The 17,540-nt window shown below is 32.1% G+C and carries 21 protein-coding genes; 12 read left to right on the forward strand and 9 right to left on the reverse strand.

Annotated elements, in window-relative coordinates:
• Nucleotides 1-2: 2 nt before the first annotated feature.
• From C8N26_RS03895 to C8N26_RS03905, 3 genes are read right to left on the reverse strand one after another with little or no spacing between them, the layout of a single operon-like run.
• Nucleotides 3-761: an MbnP family protein gene (locus C8N26_RS03895; RefSeq protein WP_120186156.1), complete on the reverse strand. Its 759-nt coding sequence runs from the start codon at nucleotides 759-761 to the stop codon at nucleotides 3-5.
• Between the two features lie 4 nt (nucleotides 762-765).
• On the reverse strand, nucleotides 766-2,088 hold the full coding sequence (locus C8N26_RS03900; protein ID WP_120186157.1) for a hypothetical protein: 1,323 nt from the start codon (nucleotides 2,086-2,088) through the stop codon (nucleotides 766-768).
• A gap of 13 nt (nucleotides 2,089-2,101) precedes the next feature.
• On the reverse strand, nucleotides 2,102-3,454 hold the full coding sequence (locus C8N26_RS03905; RefSeq protein WP_120186158.1) for a choice-of-anchor B family protein: 1,353 nt from the start codon (nucleotides 3,452-3,454) through the stop codon (nucleotides 2,102-2,104).
• A gap of 139 nt (nucleotides 3,455-3,593) precedes the next feature.
• Here C8N26_RS03905 and thiL point away from each other — a divergent pair, with 139 nt between their 5' ends.
• The 9 genes from thiL (at nucleotide 3,594) to C8N26_RS03950 (ending at nucleotide 11,418) form a co-directional block, all read left to right on the forward strand.
• On the forward strand, nucleotides 3,594-4,640 hold the full coding sequence (gene thiL, locus C8N26_RS03910) for a thiamine-phosphate kinase (RefSeq protein WP_120186159.1): 1,047 nt from the start codon (nucleotides 3,594-3,596) through the stop codon (nucleotides 4,638-4,640).
• Between the two features lie 158 nt (nucleotides 4,641-4,798).
• Nucleotides 4,799-5,269, forward strand: a complete 471-nt coding sequence (gene lysM, locus C8N26_RS03915) for a peptidoglycan-binding protein LysM (protein ID WP_120186160.1) — start codon at nucleotides 4,799-4,801, stop codon at nucleotides 5,267-5,269.
• 151 nt (nucleotides 5,270-5,420) lie between these two features.
• Complete coding sequence (locus tag C8N26_RS03920) at nucleotides 5,421-6,320, forward strand: DMT family transporter (RefSeq protein WP_028892194.1); 900 nt, start codon at nucleotides 5,421-5,423, stop codon at nucleotides 6,318-6,320.
• A gap of 31 nt (nucleotides 6,321-6,351) precedes the next feature.
• Nucleotides 6,352-7,218, forward strand: a complete 867-nt coding sequence (locus C8N26_RS03925) for a YicC/YloC family endoribonuclease (protein ID WP_231517316.1) — start codon at nucleotides 6,352-6,354, stop codon at nucleotides 7,216-7,218.
• A 2-nt stretch (nucleotides 7,219-7,220) separates the two neighbouring features.
• Entirely contained in the window at nucleotides 7,221-7,820 is a 600-nt protein-coding gene (gmk, locus tag C8N26_RS03930; protein WP_028892196.1) for a guanylate kinase, read from the forward strand.
• A 27-nt stretch (nucleotides 7,821-7,847) separates the two neighbouring features.
• Entirely contained in the window at nucleotides 7,848-8,432 is a 585-nt protein-coding gene (gene nadD / locus C8N26_RS03935) for a nicotinate (nicotinamide) nucleotide adenylyltransferase (RefSeq protein ID WP_120186161.1), read from the forward strand.
• A 48-nt stretch (nucleotides 8,433-8,480) separates the two neighbouring features.
• A complete protein-coding gene (locus C8N26_RS03940; protein WP_120186162.1) occupies nucleotides 8,481-9,344 on the forward strand; it encodes a M23 family metallopeptidase in 864 nt (287 codons plus the stop codon).
• Nucleotides 9,345-10,841, forward strand: a complete 1,497-nt coding sequence (locus C8N26_RS03945) for a GH3 auxin-responsive promoter family protein (protein WP_120186163.1) — start codon at nucleotides 9,345-9,347, stop codon at nucleotides 10,839-10,841.
• Nucleotides 10,842-10,851: 10 nt separating this feature from the next.
• Nucleotides 10,852-11,418 carry an MOSC domain-containing protein gene (locus C8N26_RS03950; protein ID WP_120186534.1) on the forward strand — a complete coding sequence of 189 codons (567 nt, stop codon included), beginning with the start codon at nucleotides 10,852-10,854 and terminating at the stop codon, nucleotides 11,416-11,418.
• On the opposite strand, the gene C8N26_RS03955 is transcribed toward C8N26_RS03950, so the two are convergent.
• The 6 genes from C8N26_RS03955 to C8N26_RS03980 form a co-directional block, all read right to left on the reverse strand.
• Nucleotides 11,408-12,163, reverse strand: coding sequence for an HD domain-containing protein (locus tag C8N26_RS03955; protein WP_120186164.1), 756 nt, complete (start codon nucleotides 12,161-12,163; stop codon nucleotides 11,408-11,410). The two genes, C8N26_RS03950 and C8N26_RS03955, sit on opposite strands and share 11 nt — an antisense overlap.
• 72 nt (nucleotides 12,164-12,235) lie before the next feature.
• On the reverse strand, nucleotides 12,236-12,826 hold the full coding sequence (locus C8N26_RS03960) for a TetR/AcrR family transcriptional regulator (protein WP_120186165.1): 591 nt from the start codon (nucleotides 12,824-12,826) through the stop codon (nucleotides 12,236-12,238).
• 207 nt (nucleotides 12,827-13,033) lie between these two features.
• Complete coding sequence (locus C8N26_RS03965) at nucleotides 13,034-14,605, reverse strand: S41 family peptidase (RefSeq protein ID WP_120186166.1); 1,572 nt, start codon at nucleotides 14,603-14,605, stop codon at nucleotides 13,034-13,036.
• On the reverse strand, nucleotides 14,592-15,023 hold the full coding sequence (locus C8N26_RS03970; protein ID WP_120186167.1) for a deoxycytidylate deaminase: 432 nt from the start codon (nucleotides 15,021-15,023) through the stop codon (nucleotides 14,592-14,594). The genes C8N26_RS03965 and C8N26_RS03970 overlap by 14 nt, the downstream gene beginning before the upstream one ends.
• A gap of 66 nt (nucleotides 15,024-15,089) precedes the next feature.
• Nucleotides 15,090-15,671 carry a HupE/UreJ family protein gene (locus C8N26_RS03975; RefSeq protein WP_028892203.1) on the reverse strand — a complete coding sequence of 194 codons (582 nt, stop codon included), beginning with the start codon at nucleotides 15,669-15,671 and terminating at the stop codon, nucleotides 15,090-15,092.
• Between the two features lie 8 nt (nucleotides 15,672-15,679).
• On the reverse strand, nucleotides 15,680-16,141 hold the full coding sequence (locus C8N26_RS03980; protein ID WP_120186168.1) for an Lrp/AsnC ligand binding domain-containing protein: 462 nt from the start codon (nucleotides 16,139-16,141) through the stop codon (nucleotides 15,680-15,682).
• Between the two features lie 105 nt (nucleotides 16,142-16,246).
• Here C8N26_RS03980 and C8N26_RS03985 point away from each other — a divergent pair, with 105 nt between their 5' ends.
• Genes C8N26_RS03985 through C8N26_RS03995 form a run of 3 tightly spaced genes read left to right on the forward strand, consistent with a single transcriptional unit; the run spans nucleotide 16,247 to nucleotide 17,533 of the window.
• A complete protein-coding gene (locus tag C8N26_RS03985) occupies nucleotides 16,247-16,807 on the forward strand; it encodes a DUF2975 domain-containing protein (protein ID WP_120186169.1) in 561 nt (186 codons plus the stop codon).
• A gap of 12 nt (nucleotides 16,808-16,819) precedes the next feature.
• Nucleotides 16,820-17,323, forward strand: coding sequence for a DUF2975 domain-containing protein (locus tag C8N26_RS03990; protein ID WP_120186170.1), 504 nt, complete (start codon nucleotides 16,820-16,822; stop codon nucleotides 17,321-17,323).
• Nucleotides 17,324-17,326: 3 nt separating this feature from the next.
• Nucleotides 17,327-17,533, forward strand: coding sequence for a helix-turn-helix domain-containing protein (locus C8N26_RS03995; protein WP_047789930.1), 207 nt, complete (start codon nucleotides 17,327-17,329; stop codon nucleotides 17,531-17,533).
• The last annotated feature ends 7 nt before the right edge of the window (nucleotides 17,534-17,540 follow it).

Raw genomic sequence — 17,540 nt, forward strand, 5'->3', positions numbered from 1 at the left:
GTTTATTGTGTAATGGTTCCTAAACTAAAAACACCACTTTTTCCGTTTTCAGAAATATCTTTTTGAGCTTCAAAATCACCCATCAAATCAACGCTTTTTTCGTTTAAATTCCAGTCGTTAGGGGATTTAAACCATCCGGCTGCATTCATTTTAATTTCAATAGTAGCGTTGTTTTTTAATAAGATTGAGCCTGTTTCAATTGAAATAGAAGTGTCAAAAATAGAGTCTTTTTCACTGTTGTAAGCTCTAACTGCATGGAAGTTGTAAGGATTTTTTATGCCTAAAGTATCTTTGTATTGACCATCTAGTTGCATAAAATGATATCCTCCACCCATCATATCAGGCACATTCCAATCTACAGAGTTTAAGTCAGTATAAGCACTGCTTATATTGTCTTTATCAATGAAGCCAAAAGTAAATAGCAGCTTATAGCTTCCTTCTGATATTTTTTCTGGAAGAGCTAGTGTTAAATTATCAGGTTTGTTAATGTCTACTAGTTTATAACTATCAAATTTAGTAGTGTCGCTAGCGCCGTTAACAAGACTTACGCGAGAAATTAAATAACGTAGTCTACTTATGGTTAATTTACTTCCTGTTTTATTGGTAAACTCAGTGTTTTCTAAATCAGATCTTTCAATGATTGTACCATCCCAGTTTTGGGTAAATTTCAATTTTACTGAAATTTCTTTAATAGGTTCGTCATTGTCTGAGCTACAAGAAAGTATAACTAAACTGAATATAGAAAGGATTATTTTTTTCATTGGTTTATTTTATGTTAACAACTACTAAATCAGAAAAACCTTTGTTGGTTTCAATATCATAATTTGAACTCCAAGACTCCCCAACCACAATAATCTCTTGATTATTTAATTGAACAATTCCGTTGGCAGTATCAATTTCACTACCACCAATAGATTTTTGCCATTCGAGTTTTCCGTTAGTAGCTATTTTTAGCACCCAAATATCGTTATTTCCGTTGTTATTCGTAAGGTTTTTATCACTACTTCTTGAATTTCCTACGATAAAGAAACCACCATCTAGAGCAGGAATAATTCCTTTAGAAACATCAAATGAAGTTCCTCCGTATGTTTTTTGCCAGATTAAATCTCCATCAGTGTTAATTTCAATAGCCCAAATATCTGAAGAACCATGGTTGCTGCTCACTTGTTGATTATTACTTCTAGTATTGCCTGTAATGATAAAATTATTTTGAGGTGTTTTGGTAATGGCAAAAGCTTCATCTATTTCACTACCTCCATAATTTTTTTCCCAAAGAAGCTCGCCTTGATTGTTAATTTTTACCACCCAGAAATCATAACTACCTCGGTTGTTTGAAATGTCAACATCATCACTATCGCTTGAGCCTACCAATAAAAAATTATTGTTTTGAGTTTCTATCACATCGTATAGTGTATCGGTAAACGTGCCACCATAGTATCGAGACCATTGTTTTTCTCCATTAGAATTGAGTTTTATTACCCAATAGTCACCTCCTGCATGTCTATTAATACTACGAGAGTTTCCTTCGCCTCCAGAAGCACTTACGTCTAACGTGCCACTGAGTAAAAAACCGTTATCAGAAGTTTGAATTATTGAAAAAGCTTGATCGGTTCCAGAAAAACCATAAGTTTTTTGCCAAAGTAAGTTTCCGTTACTATCTGTTTTTAGTAGCCAAAAATCATAAGAACCAAAGTTTTCAGTTACATCTCCATTAATACTTCTACTAAATCCAGTGATTAAAAAGCCTCCATCAGCAGTTTGGATGATATCTTTACCACGATCGTCATCACTCCCTCCATAGGTTTTAGTCCAAGTTAATTCGTTGTTACTATTGAATTTTAGTAGCCAATAATCATAACTACTGTTTGTTTTGTCGGTAATATCGTAATCAGCACTTTGGGTGTGTCCAATAACAGCATAACCTCCATCGGTAGTACTAATTACTGAATGCCCAGTTTCGTTTAAAGAACCGCCATATGTTTTTATAGATTGAATAGTGCCCGAATAGTTATTGGTTGGAGGATTATCATCTTTAGAACAAGATATAATCAGTAATATAAAAACGATATAAAATTTAGTAAATTTCATAAAATGGTTAAGGTTATTTTTTCTTCAAAATAAATAATCCTTTTTCAATATCACTCACTACAATATTTCCACTATTAAAGAAAGGATACACACTCCAAACCCCATTAAAATCAGGGTTGTTGTTTTCAGGATAAGTGTCAAAATACCCTGTTTCAGTCATTGTTCCTGAAGCAATGTTTGAAATGTCGTGCATTCTAACACCAGCTCTATAGTTAGCAAGGTAGAAAGTATTGTCTTTTATATATCCATTGTGGTCAATAGCTTCTGTAGGGCCATAGTATTCATTTAATAATTGTGGATTATCTAAATCAAGCATATCAAAAATTAAAATTCTTGTCTTACCTACTTTACCTGTCATTTCATCAAGTTCATCACCAACAATAAAATAACGTTGATCATCGGTAAACCATCCTTGATGGGTGTAAGCTTCATTGTTATAGGAAATCTTAGAAATATTAACAGGGTTGGCTTTATTGGTAACATCAACTACTACAACTTCATTAGTTCCATTTACTTCTCCATTGCTTCCTACTAAAATTTCCTTTCCTGTGTAATCACTATCAGGACCTTTATAGTTGATTACTTGTGCATCGTGAGAATATCCGTCAGCAGCATATCCACCAGCTGAAGTTGGATTTTTTGGATCCTGTATATTAATAAAAAGAGGTCCACCACTATATTGTGTGCTACCAACTACGTAGGCAAATCCCGAATCTTCATTAATTACAATGTTGTGTGCTTTGCCAAAAGTTGTAAAATGTGCATCAGTAGTAAAGGTTGCGGGTGGGTCACTTACGTCACGAAGTCTAGTTAAATCAAAAACTTGCATTCCATGAGTGTTATCGCTTATACTGTTGTCAGCAACAATAAACGCATGGTTGTTATATACTTTAATATCTCTCCAAGGGCTGCTAATGGTTGCTGTAGGGAGCTTTCCTAAGTATATAGGGTTTTCAGTGTCGGTAACATCAATAAAGACAGTACCGTTATCTAATCCCATAATAGCATATTCTTTATTAGTTGTTGGGTCTGTCCATCCCCAGCAATCATTTCCTTCGGCAGCTTGAAAAGTGTTTATTGGAATATGAAGTAGTAAGTCATAACCGTTACAAGGGAATTGCCCTGCAAAACCATTTTCACAAGGAATTTTATTTGTTATTACACCACTATCACTATCGCATACATCACCAATTCCATCATTATCTGTATCTTCTTGATTGGGGTTAGCAGTATCAGGACAATTATCTTTTGTGTTTACTATTCCATCGTTATCTAGGTCTTCATCAATAAGTTTTATTTTAGGAGAAGAACAAGCTGCAAATGCTGCAAAACAAATAAAAAAGAAAATAATTTTATAAAGTTTCATGAAAAGGGATTTTAAAAGCACTAAATTAGGTAATTAACTGTAGATATAACATTCAAAAACAGCAAAACCCTATTTTTATTTTATGTGGATTCATCGCTGAAAATGAGTTTGTTTATTTACTTGTCATTATCTTTGCAGCATGTTAGAAGATAAAAACAAAGAAAGAACTTCGTTGGCTGAACTTGGAGAGTTCGGATTAATCAACCATTTAACAAAACACTTTAAAATGTACCATTCTTCAACAATTAAAGGAGTCGGAGATGATGCTGCTGTTATCAAATATTCAGATAAAGAAACTGTTATTACAACAGATTTATTAGTAGAAGGGGTTCATTTTGATTTGAGTTATATGCCGTTAAAGCACTTAGGCTATAAAGCTGTAATGGTGAATTTGTCTGATGTATACGCAATGAATGCAACAGCTGAACAAATTACAGTATCAATAGCGGTGTCTAATCGTTTTCCTTTAGAAGCTATTGAAGAGTTGTATGCAGGAATTCAGTTAGCATGTGATACGTATAAAGTTGATTTAATTGGAGGGGATACTACTTCGTCAACCAAAGGAATTCTTATTTCTATTACTGCGATTGGAACAGCAAAAAAAGAGGATATTGTATATAGAAATGGAGCTAAACCAACAGATTTAATTGTAGTTTCTGGTGATTTAGGTGCTGCATATTTAGGGTTACAAGTTTTAGAAAGAGAAAAACAAGTATTTCAGGTGAACCCTCAAAATCAACCAGATTTAGATAATTACACGTATATAATTGAGCGTCAATTAAAGCCAGAAGCGCGTAAAGATATTCCGGAGTTGTTAAAAGAATTGGAAGTAAAGCCAACTTCTATGATAGATATTTCAGATGGGTTATCTTCTGAAATTATGCATATCTGCACCCAGAGTAAAACAGGATGTAAAATTTATGAGGATAAATTACCGTTAGACCCACAAGTAATTGCCACTTCAGAAGAATTTAATATGGATTCTACGATGATTGCTTTAAGTGGAGGAGAAGATTATGAATTGTTGTTTACAGTTTCAATTGATGATTACGATAAAATAAAAGGAAATCCCAATTTAACAGTTATTGGTCATATTACAGATAAAGACCAAGGAATAAATTTAGTAACTCGTGCTAATCAAGAAATTGAATTAAAAGCTCAAGGTTGGAATTCTTTTAAAGATTAATTAAGAGAAAATATTTTTTATAAAGCACACTATGTCAGTGTGCTTTTTTAGTTTAGAAAACTAACACCTTTAAATTATTCAAGATCATATATTCTGGTATAAAAATTGTATCTTGGTCAGACAGAAAATTGAATATTAACAAAAAATCAAAAAAGAGAATGGGAATTTTTTCATTTATTAAAAACGCCGGAGCTAAAGTTTTTGGTGTAGGGAAAACAACTGAAGAAGAAGCTGCTGAAAAGGCTGCGAAATTAGTAGATGCAGTACATAAATTAGAGCTTTCTGTTGAGAATCTAGCAATTAATGTAGATGACGATAAAGCTGCTGTTACAGGAGAAGCAGCAGATTTAGCTACAAAAGAGAAAGTAGTTTTAGTAGTAGGAAATACTGAAGGGATTGCTTCTGTAGAGGATAATATGACAGTTAAAGAAGTTGAGGTTGTTGAAGAAGCTGCTATGGCTCAGTTTCATACAGTAGTTAGTGGAGATTCATTAAGTAAAATTGCAAAAGAATTTTATGGTGATGCAATGAAGTATCCTGTAATTTTCGAAGCAAACAAACCAATGTTAACACACCCAGATAAAATTTATCCAGGACAAGTATTAAGAATACCACCTTTAGTGGACTAATCAAAAGTTAATCAACCAAAGGAAAAAGCACTGCATTTGCAGTGCTTTTTTAGTTGTAAAATATGTTATTTAGTTGTGAGTATAGGTTAAAAAAGTAACAGAAAAGAAGAAATTAATTGTCATCTTTGCAGCTGTTTTTAAAACTAGAAAAATGAACCAAAGAGCGTTAGCACTTACGGCAGCATCTATTGCAACACTTATTTACGGAGTTACATTTACAGTGGCCAAGGAAGTGATGGAAGGATATATTCAACCTTTTGGTTTTATATTACTTCGTGTTGGAGGAGCAGCTATAATTTTTTGGTTGTTAGGGCTTTTTGTAAAAGCACCATCTATAGAGAAAGCAGATTACAAAAGAGTGGCAATGGCGGCTTTTTTTGGTATTGCTTTTAACATGCTAACCTTTTTTAAAGGGCTAAGTTATACAACACCAATTAATGCATCGGTAATGATGGTAACTACGCCTATTTTAGTATTGATTTTTGCTAGTATTCTTTTAAAAGAGAAGCTTATTTTAAGAAAAATTGTGGGGGTTGTTGTTGGTATGGTGGGAGCTGTAATTTTAATAGCTTATGGAAATCCACTTAAAGGAGGGGCAACAAATATGGTGTTAGGTAACTTCTTGGTGTTTATTAATGCAGCGTCGTATGGTATGTATTTGGTGGTTGTAAAAAAACTAATAACAAAATACAATCCCATAGTTTTTGTAAAGTGGCTATATCTTTTTGGGTTAATAATGGTGCTTCCTTTTGGTTTCTTTGAATTGTTAGAAGTACAGTGGCAAACAATGCCCGTTTCAATTTTCTTAAAAGCAGGTTTTGTGGTGTTGTTTACGACCTGTATTACTTACTTGTTTAACTTATTTGCTTTGTCAAAATTAAAACCAACAACAGTAAGTGTTTTTATGTACTTGCAACCTGTAGTAGCGGCTATTTATGCATTGATAGTAGGAAGTGATCATTTAGATGTCGTTAAAATAGGAGCTGCGTTATTAATATTTTTTGGAGTATTTTTAGTAACAAAGCGTCCTGCTGAAACTCCCAATAAATAAACGTATCTTTGCCGATTATTAAACCGAAGTTATGATACAATCTATGACGGGGTATGGTAAATCCGTACTACATCTACCTTCTAAAAAAGTTACGATTGAAATTAAATCGTTAAACAGTAAAAATTTAGACTTAAACACTCGAATCCCTTCTTATTACAGAGAAAAAGAACTAGATGTTCGTAAAAAACTAGCAAGCAGTTTGGTACGAGGTAAAGTAGATTTTTCTATTTATGTAGAAATGACTGCGGATGAAACTTCAACTACGGTAAATACGGGTGTGGTACGAGAGTATATGCAACAGTTAAGAAATGTAACACAAGTAGGTTCTTCTAATGATGTAGAGTTAATGAAGATGGCAGTAAGAATGCCAGATGCATTAAAAACAGAACGAGAAGAATTAGATGAAGAAGAGTGGAAGCAAATAGATATTCATATTGATGAAGCTTTAAAGGAAATTATTCAATACAGAAGAGACGAAGCACAATCGTTAGAAGAAGATTTTAAAACAAGAATAGCAAATATTCAATCAGCTTTAGAAGAAGTTAAAAAGTTAGATGGTGATAGAATTGAACATGTTAAAGAGCGTTTGCAAAAAGCATTAACTGATTTAAAAGTTGAGGTTGATGAAAATCGTTTCGAACAAGAATTAATTTACTATTTAGAAAAGTTAGATATTAACGAAGAAAAAGTACGTTTAGCTAATCACTTAGAATATTTCTTACAACAATTAGCAACAGAAGATTCAAATGGAAAAAAATTAGGATTTATTGTACAGGAAATCGGAAGAGAAATCAACACAACAGGATCAAAAGCTAATTTTGCACCGATACAAAAATTAGTTATTCAAATGAAAGACGAGTTAGAAAAAATAAAAGAGCAAATTTTAAACGTTTTATAAAAATGTCGGAAGAATTTAAAGGGAAATTATTTGTGTTTTCAGCACCATCAGGTTCAGGTAAAACCACTATTGTACGTCATTTATTGGCGCAAGAACGTTTTAATTTGGAGTTTTCTATCTCTGCTACATCTAGAGAACCAAGAGGAGAAGAAGTTGATGGGAAAGATTATTATTTTATATCAGCAAAAGAGTTCAAGCAGAAAATAAAAAACGACGAGTTTTTAGAGTGGGAAGAAGTATATCGTGATAACTTTTATGGAACGTTAAAAACTGAAGTTGAACGAATTTGGGCACAAGGAAAACATGTAATTTTTGATATTGATGTTGTTGGAGGATTACGTATCAAAAAGAAGTTTCCTGAGGAGACTTTAGCTGTTTTTGTAAAACCACCTAGTGTTGATGAATTGAAAATTCGTTTGAAGAAAAGAAGTACCGAAAGCGAAGATAAAATTAACATGCGTATTGCTAAAGCTTCGGTAGAATTAGCAACAGCACCACAATTTGATAAAATCATCAAAAACTACGATTTACCTGTAGCTTTACAAGAAGCGGAAGATTTAGTAGATGATTTTTTAGGAATAGAAAAGAAAGTGAAAAACTGATAAAGAACAAGTCTAGTATCTATAAATATGAAAAATATCGGATTATACTTCGGAACTTTTAATCCAATTCATATAGGGCACTTAATTATAGCCAATCATATGGTTGAGTATTCTGATTTAGATGAAATTTGGATGGTGGTAACACCTCACAATCCATTTAAAAAGAAAAATTCTCTGTTAGATAATCATCATCGTTTAGATATGGTCTATTTGGCTACTGAAGAATATGAGAAAATTCAACCGTCAGATATAGAGTTTAGGCTTCCTCAACCAAATTATACAATCAATACGTTAGCGCATATTTCTGAAAAGCATCCAAATTATACATTTAGTTTGATTATGGGTGAAGATAATTTGAAAAGCTTGCATAAGTGGAAAAACTATGAAGCTATTTTAGAAGATTATAATGTATATGTGTATCCTAGAGTTTCTGAAGGGATCGTAGAAAATCAGTTTAAGAATCATAAGAAAATTCATAGGGTTGATGCTCCAATAGTAGAAGTCTCTTCAACCATGATACGAAATGCAATAAAAGAAGAAAAAAACTGTAAACCTTTACTTCCTTTTAAAGTTTGGAAGTATATAGATGAGATGAACTTTTATAAAAAATAGTTTCGCCACTTTTTCGTTGTATATTTGAATCCCAAACAAGTATAAAACGTGTCAAAAAACAAGAAAAAAAGAAAGCTTAAACAGAAGCTTACAGATAAGTACAGGCTGGTAATTTTAAATGAAGATACATTTCAAGAACGATTTTCTTTAAAATTATCAAGGTTAAATGTATTTGTTTTTAGCGGAGTGTTTTCAATACTTCTTATAGTTTTAACAACGCTATTAATTGCATTTACAGGAATACGAGAGTATATACCAGGTTACTCTTCTACAGCATTAAAAAAGAAAGCTACTCGGTTAACTTATGAAGCCGATTCTTTAAAAAATAGGCTGGCAGTTATAGAAAGTTACACTAAAGCATTAAAACCAGTGTTAACAGGTGATATTGAACCTGAAAAAATAGACTCTATAACAACCGAAATGCAAACAATCGTTGTTGATGAAAGTAAGCTACAGGCCACAAAGCAAGATTCACTTTTTAGAGAAAAGATAGATAATAAAGACCTTTTTCCATTGTATGAAGGAGGAGAGAACAGAATTAAAAACGTATTCTTTTCGCCTTTAACAGGTACTATTTCGCAGCCTTTTGATTTGAATGAAAAGCATTATGCAATAGATATCGTAGCACAAACAGGTACACCTGTAAAGGCTGTTGCAGACGGGACTGTAATTTTAGCTGAATGGACAGCAGAAACAGGGTATGTGATAACAATTCAACACCCTAATGAATTTATTTCTGTGTATAAGCATAACGGAACCTTGTTGAAGGAACAAGGTGATGTAGTAAAATCAGGAGAGGCTATTGCAAGTGTAGGATCAACAGGAGAGTTAACTACTGGGCCACATTTGCATTTTGAATTATGGAATAATGGATTTCCAGTAAATCCAACAAATTATATAGATTTTCAGTAGATGAGTATAAAATCAGTATTAGCAATTCCTTTCGCGAAAATTGTACGAAAGCAAGTGTACAAATGGGCAAATAATCCGCATAAAACGCAAGAAAAAGTATTTCAGTATTTAGTTGCTGAAGGATGTAAAACAGCTTTTGGGAAAGATCATGATTTTGTGTCAATCAATAATTATGAAGATTTTAAAAAGCGTGTTCCTATTAATGATTATGAAGGATTACGTTCTTATGTAGATAGAGTGGTTGAAGGAGAAGAAAATGTTTTGTGGAAAGGAAAACCATTGTATTTTGCTAAAACTTCAGGAACAACTTCGGGAGCGAAATACATTCCTATAAGTAAAGAATCAATGCCAACACATATTTCTGCAGCACGCAACGCTTTGTTATTTTACATAGCAGAAACAAACGACGCTAGCTTTGTTGATGGGAAGATGATTTTTTTACAAGGAAGTCCAGTTTTGGAAGATAAAAACGGAGTGAAATTAGGACGTTTAAGTGGAATAGCAGCACATTATGTTCCAAATTACCTCTTAAAAAACCGTTTACCGAGTTGGGAAACCAACTGTATTGAAGATTGGGATACCAAAGTAGATAAAGTAGTTGAAGAAACATTGCCAGAGAATATGACGGTGATAAGTGGAATTCCGTCGTGGGTACAAATGTATTTTGAACGTTTGAAGGAGAAAACAGGTAAGAATGTTTCCGAACTCTTTCCTAACTTTAATTTCTTCGTGTATGGTGGAGTAAACTTTGAACCATACAAGAATAAGTTTGAAGCGTTGATAGGAAAGAAAATAGACTATGTAGAGTTATACCCTGCATCCGAAGGATTTATTGCCTATCAAGATTCGCAAACTGAAAAAGGTATGTTGTTACAATTAAATTCAGGAATGTTTTATGAATTTATTCCAGCAAATGAATTTTTTGATGAAAACCCAACAAGAATATCGTTAAAAGACGTTCAGTTAGGAGTAAACTATGTTATTATCTTAAACACTTCTGCTGGTTTATGGGGCTATAATATTGGTGATACTGTTGAATTTACTTCGTTAAAGCCTTACAGAATAAAAGTAACAGGACGTATAAAACACTTTATTTCTGCTTTTGGGGAGCATGTAATAGGGAAAGAGGTTGAAAAAGCATTAAACGACGCTATAAAAGGAACAGATGTTAATGTGAGTGAGTTCACAGTAGCTCCGCAAGTAAATCCAGAAAGTGGATTACCATATCATGAGTGGTTTATTGAGTTTGAAAATGAACCAGAGAATTTGGATGAGTTAGCATCTAAAATTGATGCTTCTATGCAAGAGCAAAATGTATATTACTTCGATTTAATTGAAGGTAAAATTTTACGTCCTCTAATCATTAGAAAAGTGAAAAAAGGAGGTTTCCACGAGTATATGAAATCCATAGGGAAGTTCGGAGGTCAGAATAAAATCCCACAGCTATCAGACAATAGAAAAATAGCGGATGTATTAGAAGATTTCTTAATTGAATAAAAAAAATAAAATGAAAATTGTAGCTACTAACATTGGAGAAAGAAAAGAAATTGATTGGAAAGGAAAAACTGTAACGACTGGTATTTTTAAGTTTCCTGTTGAAACTCCTATTTTTTTAGATGTAGAAAAAGTAAAAGATGATGCTATTTGTGATAGAAAGTATCATGGAGGAATAGACCAAGCAGTGTATGCTTATTCAGAGAAACATTATGCATATTGGAAAGAGTTATACCCAAATTTAGATTGGGAACTTGGAATGTTTGGTGAAAACTTGACTGTTTCGGATTTAGAGGAAAGTCAATTGCACGTGGGAGATACTTTTAAAGTGGGAGAAGTTATTATTGAAGTTACGAAGCCGCGTCAACCATGCATGAAACTTGGTGTGCGTTTCAATGATATGAAAATTGTAAAACAGTTTTGGCAACAAAATTTACCAGGAGTCTATTTTAAAATACTTCAAACAGGTTTTGTAAAAGCTGGAGATGAGTTTGAACAGGTTAAAAGCTGCCCTCAAAACCCAACCATTGAAGAAGTGTATAAGAGTAAGAGGGAAGCGAAGTTTAAACCTAAAAACTAAACTTTTTAGAATCTAAAATATTTTTTGAAGCCATAGAGGCAAACCCCATTTTGTACAAAATATCAGCTCTGGTATTTTCTTTATGATTCAGTGTTTCCATAGTTTCTATTATATCTTTTTTGAAACCATTTCTATGATAAGTTTTATGAACTTCTTTAATAAAAGGAGTGGGAACTTGGAAACAGTGTGAACCAATCACATCCATAGCTGCCCCTTTTGACAGTAAATAAGCTTCATTACCAAACTTCTTTTTGTCTACTGAAGGATATAAGTGCATATCAATAGCCGTTTTAATAATAGTAGCTTTATTTTCAGTGCCATTTTTCTTTACAAAATCATCAGCATAAGAACCGCCATAATTAGCAAAACATTGTTGACTACATACATGGTTGTGAGAATCAGTCAAACCAATATCATGCAGCATTGATGATACAAAAAGTAATTCTTTATCATAGTGTAATTTTTCTGAAAGAGCAATTCCAGCCGACCAAAAAAAGGTTCTATAAGAATGATATAAAAGTATCGGGTTACATAACTCATTTGCCTCTTCTAAAGCCAGTTTAGATAGTTTAGAGTCTGGAATTCCAATAGTGTTAATGTCAAAATCTAGTTTAGACTTAATGCCAGTTTTATATAAAAACTTAGCATAAGTTTCTTTTAATTTAGAAGTAATTAAGAGTTTTTTAAATTGTTGAACTTCTTTTCTGTTGAGTACAGAAGGACTATGGTTATTATGTATTTGCATTGCTTATTTTTTTCGAACAAAGCAAATATAAAATAAAAACATACTAAATAGTATGTTTTTTTGAGTCTAATATTATTTTAAACCAGTTAAGTAAAGTTTTAATTGCTTTAAATGATGGGTATAAGTATCTGTCTTATTGCTTAATTTTCCTAAAGCTCTAGCTCCCCAATAGCTAGCTATAATAAAATCAGCAACTTCTTCAGCGTTAATACTTGGGTTTAAGGTGTTATTTTGTTGTTCTTTGACTATAGAACTAGAAATAGCATCTGTCCATAGAGATTTTACTTCGTTAAGAGTCTGTTTAAAGTCATTGTCTAATGGAGACATTTCTTGAGTTAAGTTGGCTAGAGGACAACCATGCTCTATCGTTAAAAAAGAGTTGTGTAAAAGTAATTCTTCAATCATTGTGTATAAAGAATCACATAGACTATCGGAAGAAGAGAGAGAGCTAATAGATAAGTCAATAGTTTTTGGTTGTATTATCTCTTTAATAACAGCAATTCCCATTTGCTTTTTGTTCTTGAAATGATAATAAAAAGCACCTTTAGTAACTTTAGTAGTAGCTATTATTTCATCTATACTGGTAGATTGATATCCCTTTTTATAAATAAGTTCAAAAGCTTTTTGTAAAATAGTTGCTCTTGTGTTCGCAGATTTTTTCATTCGTTGTAGCGTACTCTTTATTAATTTACATGTAGTACAAATTTACTATTATGTATATAACAAAGTAATACTAAAACTAAAATTTAGGTTAAAAAGAGATTTTAGCCAGAGGTACTCCATCCATGGATGAAGTTCTCTATAATAAAACTAAAGAATTCATAAGTCAATATTATAGAAGTAATACCCCCGATGAGTTTAAGTATATTTTTATTCATTTTGTTTTTGCTCTAACTCAAACACTTTTTGTAACATTTTATCATCTTGTTGGTCTACTTTATATAAACCTTCATCGCTAAAAAGTTCACGCGCTATCAATACTTTTAAGTTACTACAAAGCTGATTTTTTGTTCTTTCAGAAAGCCTGAAATCTTTAATTTCTTCTAGGAATTTATTAGAAATGCTATGGTCTTTATCAAAGTTTTTAATAAAATCATCTACCGTTATAGAAGCTAGTTTTTTACGGTTATCGTCTACATACGAAAAAGCAAAATCATTTAAAGGACGGAAGAAAATTGTAGGAATGTAAGAAGAGGTGTCTACGGCAACAAAGTAATCAGGGATGATCCCACCACCGCCATATACTATTTTTCCTTTAGGAGTTGTGTATTTTAAGCTATCTACAGTTTTGATACTGTCTTTGTTGAAAAGCTCACCGTTTTCTAGTCGGTGTTCAAAGTCATGACTGTATTCTTCAGAGTCAGTTTCTGCTTTATAAGGTTTTTGAATAGATCGTCCTGTTGGAGTGTAATACCTAGCAGTAGTTAATCGCACTGCAGAACCATCACCTAAATCCATTTCTTGTTGCACTAACCCTTTACCGAAGGAACGACGCCCGATGATTATTCCTTTATCATTATCCTGCAAAGCACCAGCCACAATTTCAGAAGCAGAAGCAGAGTTTTCGTCAATTAGAACATATAATCCACCATGTTCAAAATCACCTTTATTTGTAGCAAAAGACTCAACAACATCACCTTTATTGTTTTTAGTGAATACAATAAGTTTTTTATCTTCTAAAAACTCATCTACAATGTCATTAGCAATATCTATAAAACCACCACCGTTACCACGAAGATCTAAGACTAAGTCGGTCATTCCTTTCGTAAGTAATTTGTTTAAAGAGGTTTTAAATTCTACATAAGTGTTACGAGCAAAACGGTCTAGTTTTATATAACCAACACTATCGTTTAGCATATACGCAACATCAACACTTTTAATATTTACTTTACCACGATTAATAGTGATATCAAAAATACTGTCGTTGGTTTTTCTATAAATCTGTAAATCAACTTTAGTATCTGGCTTCCCTTTTAAAGCTTTCATTATTTGGGAAGTTTGTAGGTTTCTTCCGTATAGCGTGTCCTTATCAGCAAGTAAAATTCTATCACCTGCTTTTATACCAGCCTCAATACTTGGTCCGCCTTTAATAGGTTCAATAACTGTTATAGTGTCACCAATCATACGGAATTGAACACCAATTCCAACAAAATTACCTTGCATGTTTTCGGTAACTAATTGCAAGTTTTCTTTCGGAATGTATACAGAGTGTGGGTCTAATTTACCTAGCATTTCAGCAATGGCACCATCTAATAGCTCGTCAGTGTTTACATTATCAACATAATCACTTTGAATGTAATCTATCAAGCGTTTTATTTTACGTTCACTAGAAGTGCTTTTATTGATAAAGTTGCTTGAGCCTCCACCGCTAAAAAAAGTTCCGATAAGAATACCGAAAACCACAGCGATAGATAAATATATAGGTAAATTATTCTTGTTCATTTGGTAAATATGTCAATTCAACACCTGCTTTTTCTAAAAAATCCAATCCTGATCGATCTTTGTATGCTTGTGAATATACTACACGTTTTATTCCTGCCTGATGTATCAATTTACTACATTGTTGACAGGGTGATAAAGTTATGTATAAAGTAGCACCTTTGCACGATTGTGTAGAAGAAGCTACTTTTAAAATAGCATTGGCTTCGGCATGCAATACATACCATTTAGTGTAGCCTTCTTCATCTTCGCAAAAATTTTCGAACCCAGAAGGGGTACCATTATAACCATCAGAAATAATCATTCTATCTTTAACAATTAAGGCACCTACTTTTTTGCGAATACAGTGAGAAAGTTGTCCCCATTCATTTGCCATTTTTAAATAGGCAATGTCATATTTTAATTGTTTTTTTTTCAAAATATTTAGTGTGATTTTTTCTTAGTTAAGCTAAGGTAATTAGATTTGAATTAGTTAGGCGTTAATTTTTTACCAAAAAACACGGTCAAACATCATTTGTAAAGCGAAACCGATAACGATAGACGACATGATTAAAATCCAATCACGACGGTTTACACTAAAGATTGATTGTACTAGAGCTCCGATTAATAAAATACCTAATACAATAATAATTTGTGCTACTTCTACACCTAAAGCAAACTCTACTAAAGGTAAAAACTTATCAGAAGTTTTGCCAATCATAATTTTAAAATAGTTAGAAAAACCAAGTCCGTGAATTAGTCCAAAAAATAAAGCAAAAAATAAATTCTGATTTTCTTTTCCAACCGATGCTTTTTTAGCAGTTAATACATTCATTAATCCAGTAATAAAAATGGTTAGTGGAATTAAAAATTCAATTAAATCTGCTCGTACGTTCAAAATCCCGTAAGCCGAAAGAGCTAACGTTATTGAGTGTCCAATAGTAAATAAAGTAATTAACCACAAAACTTTAGTCCACTGCTTAAATTGATATACAACAGCTAATACGATTAAAAATAAAATGTGGTCATAGGCTTTAAAATCAAGTACATGAAACAAGCCCATTTTAAAGTAGAAGATAAAATCGTTCATTCGGGGTTTTAAATTTTTATTTGTCGATCTATTTGTTGGTCTAAAGATATAAAAGTTTCGGTTCTTGAAACTCCTTTTATGGTTTGAATATCCTTATTTAACAAGTGCATTAAATCTTCATTATTCTTACACAGTATTTTAATAAAAATAGCATAGTTGCCCGTGGTGTAGTGGCTTTCTACAATTTCAGGAATTTCTTTTAAACGTTTAATAGCTGAAGAGTATAAACTGGCAGAATCTAAAAATACGCCAACAAAAGCGGTAGTAGTATAGCCTAGAGCTTTGGGGTTTAACACCATTTTATAACCTTCGATCAAATCTGATTCATCTAATTTTCGTAACCGTTGATGAATCGCAGCGCCAGATATCCCTACTTCTCGAGCAATACTTAAAATAGGAGTTCTAGCGTCATTAACCAATCTTTTGATAATGATTTTATCTATTCCGTCAATTTTTAATTTTTTTGCCATGTAACAAAAATAAGGAAACTTTTATTATCATATAAAGGTAAAAAATTATTGTTTTTCAATAATTTTATTATATTTGAACCCTCATTAATTAATCAAAAATTGAATATGAAATCAGTATTAAGTATTTTAAAGGTTTTTTGTACATTATTAGTAGTTAGTGTCGGGGTAAAATTTTTTGAAAGATTATATAGAATAGTTCATTATGCCGTTTATGGGGGAGGTAAAACGAAGATATTTAAATTGATAATTCCAGAAAACTGGAGCGATGAATATTATTATTTTTTGTCTCTGATAGTTTTAGTATTAATGGGGTATGTGATGTTTTTACTTGTTGAATTTAGAAAAGTAATTTTTAATTTTTCAAAAGATAGTGTTTTTACAAAGGAGAATAGCAACCGATTACGAAAAGTAGGAAAAGGGTTAATTATTTACGGAATTATAGTCTTGTGTTTCACAACAGTATTAGGTCTAATAATTGAAGGTGGCTCAACTTTAAGTTCAAGTTCAGACCCAGCTTATAGTAGTGGATATATATCTGGGTATACGGTAGGTACTTCAATAAGTAAAGTATTACCAATATTTGTGGTGGCTTTATTTGTGCAATTTATTTCTTTCATTGTAGGAAAAGGAAACGTTTTACAAGAAGAAAACGATCTAACCATCTAATAAAAACTAATTATGAGAAAATTAAAAATTTTAAAAAGCTTAATAGACTTTATTTTTATTGTATATAGTCTCATGGTTCCTTTTCTTATTATAGGGATTCCTACTGCGTTTTTTATGACAGAACAAAGTAGTTTTAAAATACTAGGATTAGATTTTAATGTGGGCACAAGTATAATATCAAAAGTATTTGTAGCAATTTTTTTATTGGTGTATGTGCTAGTTTATAATGCAATTTATAAGTTTAGAATAGTGTTAACCGAATTTGTTAGAACTAAGGTGTTTTCAGAAAAGGTAATTATGAATTTAAAGGGAATAGGAAATTTATTACTTATTTCAGGTATTTTAATGATTGTTGCTAGAGTTGGTTTAAAACTAACAACGACATCAGTCATAAATTTTGATTTTGGAGTTGGGGCTCATTATTTAACTATCTGTTTTGGGCTTTTCTTTTTAGTGCTTTCAGAGATATTTAGAACTTCAAAAGAGTTAAAACAAGAAAACGACTTAACAATATAAGGTATGCCAATTATTGTAAACTTAGATGTAATGCTAGCTAAACGGAAGATGAAAAGCAAAGAATTGGCAGAAATTGTGGGAATTACTACGGCAAATTTATCTATCCTAAAATCAGGAAAAGCCAAAGCTATTCGTTTTTCTACGTTAGAAGCTATTTGTAAAGCATTAGATTGTCAACCAGCAGATATTTTAGAATTTGTAGAGGAGTAAAAACAGA

It is taken from the genome of Tenacibaculum lutimaris, from assembly GCF_003610735.1.
Taxonomy (GTDB): domain Bacteria; phylum Bacteroidota; class Bacteroidia; order Flavobacteriales; family Flavobacteriaceae; genus Polaribacter; species Polaribacter lutimaris.

Coding starts and splice junctions, on each gene's coding strand:
- C8N26_RS03895 (WP_120186156.1), bottom strand. CDS start 761: ATGAAAAAAATAATCCTTTCTATATTCAGTTTAGTTATACTTTCTTGT.
- C8N26_RS03900 (WP_120186157.1), bottom strand. CDS start 2,088: ATGAAATTTACTAAATTTTATATCGTTTTTATATTACTGATTATATCT.
- C8N26_RS03905 (WP_120186158.1), bottom strand. CDS start 3,454: ATGAAACTTTATAAAATTATTTTCTTTTTTATTTGTTTTGCAGCATTT.
- thiL (WP_120186159.1), top strand. CDS start 3,594: ATGTTAGAAGATAAAAACAAAGAAAGAACTTCGTTGGCTGAACTTGGA.
- lysM (WP_120186160.1), top strand. CDS start 4,799: ATGGGAATTTTTTCATTTATTAAAAACGCCGGAGCTAAAGTTTTTGGT.
- C8N26_RS03920 (WP_028892194.1), top strand. CDS start 5,421: ATGAACCAAAGAGCGTTAGCACTTACGGCAGCATCTATTGCAACACTT.
- C8N26_RS03925 (WP_231517316.1), top strand. CDS start 6,352: ATGATACAATCTATGACGGGGTATGGTAAATCCGTACTACATCTACCT.
- gmk (WP_028892196.1), top strand. CDS start 7,221: ATGTCGGAAGAATTTAAAGGGAAATTATTTGTGTTTTCAGCACCATCA.
- nadD (WP_120186161.1), top strand. CDS start 7,848: ATGAAAAATATCGGATTATACTTCGGAACTTTTAATCCAATTCATATA.
- C8N26_RS03945 (WP_120186163.1), top strand. CDS start 9,345: ATGAGTATAAAATCAGTATTAGCAATTCCTTTCGCGAAAATTGTACGA.
- C8N26_RS03950 (WP_120186534.1), top strand. CDS start 10,852: ATGAAAATTGTAGCTACTAACATTGGAGAAAGAAAAGAAATTGATTGG.
- C8N26_RS03955 (WP_120186164.1), bottom strand. CDS start 12,163: ATGCAAATACATAATAACCATAGTCCTTCTGTACTCAACAGAAAAGAA.
- C8N26_RS03960 (WP_120186165.1), bottom strand. CDS start 12,826: ATGAAAAAATCTGCGAACACAAGAGCAACTATTTTACAAAAAGCTTTT.
- C8N26_RS03965 (WP_120186166.1), bottom strand. CDS start 14,605: ATGAACAAGAATAATTTACCTATATATTTATCTATCGCTGTGGTTTTC.
- C8N26_RS03975 (WP_028892203.1), bottom strand. CDS start 15,671: ATGAACGATTTTATCTTCTACTTTAAAATGGGCTTGTTTCATGTACTT.
- C8N26_RS03980 (WP_120186168.1), bottom strand. CDS start 16,141: ATGGCAAAAAAATTAAAAATTGACGGAATAGATAAAATCATTATCAAA.
- C8N26_RS03985 (WP_120186169.1), top strand. CDS start 16,247: ATGAAATCAGTATTAAGTATTTTAAAGGTTTTTTGTACATTATTAGTA.
- C8N26_RS03990 (WP_120186170.1), top strand. CDS start 16,820: ATGAGAAAATTAAAAATTTTAAAAAGCTTAATAGACTTTATTTTTATT.
- C8N26_RS03995 (WP_047789930.1), top strand. CDS start 17,327: ATGCCAATTATTGTAAACTTAGATGTAATGCTAGCTAAACGGAAGATG.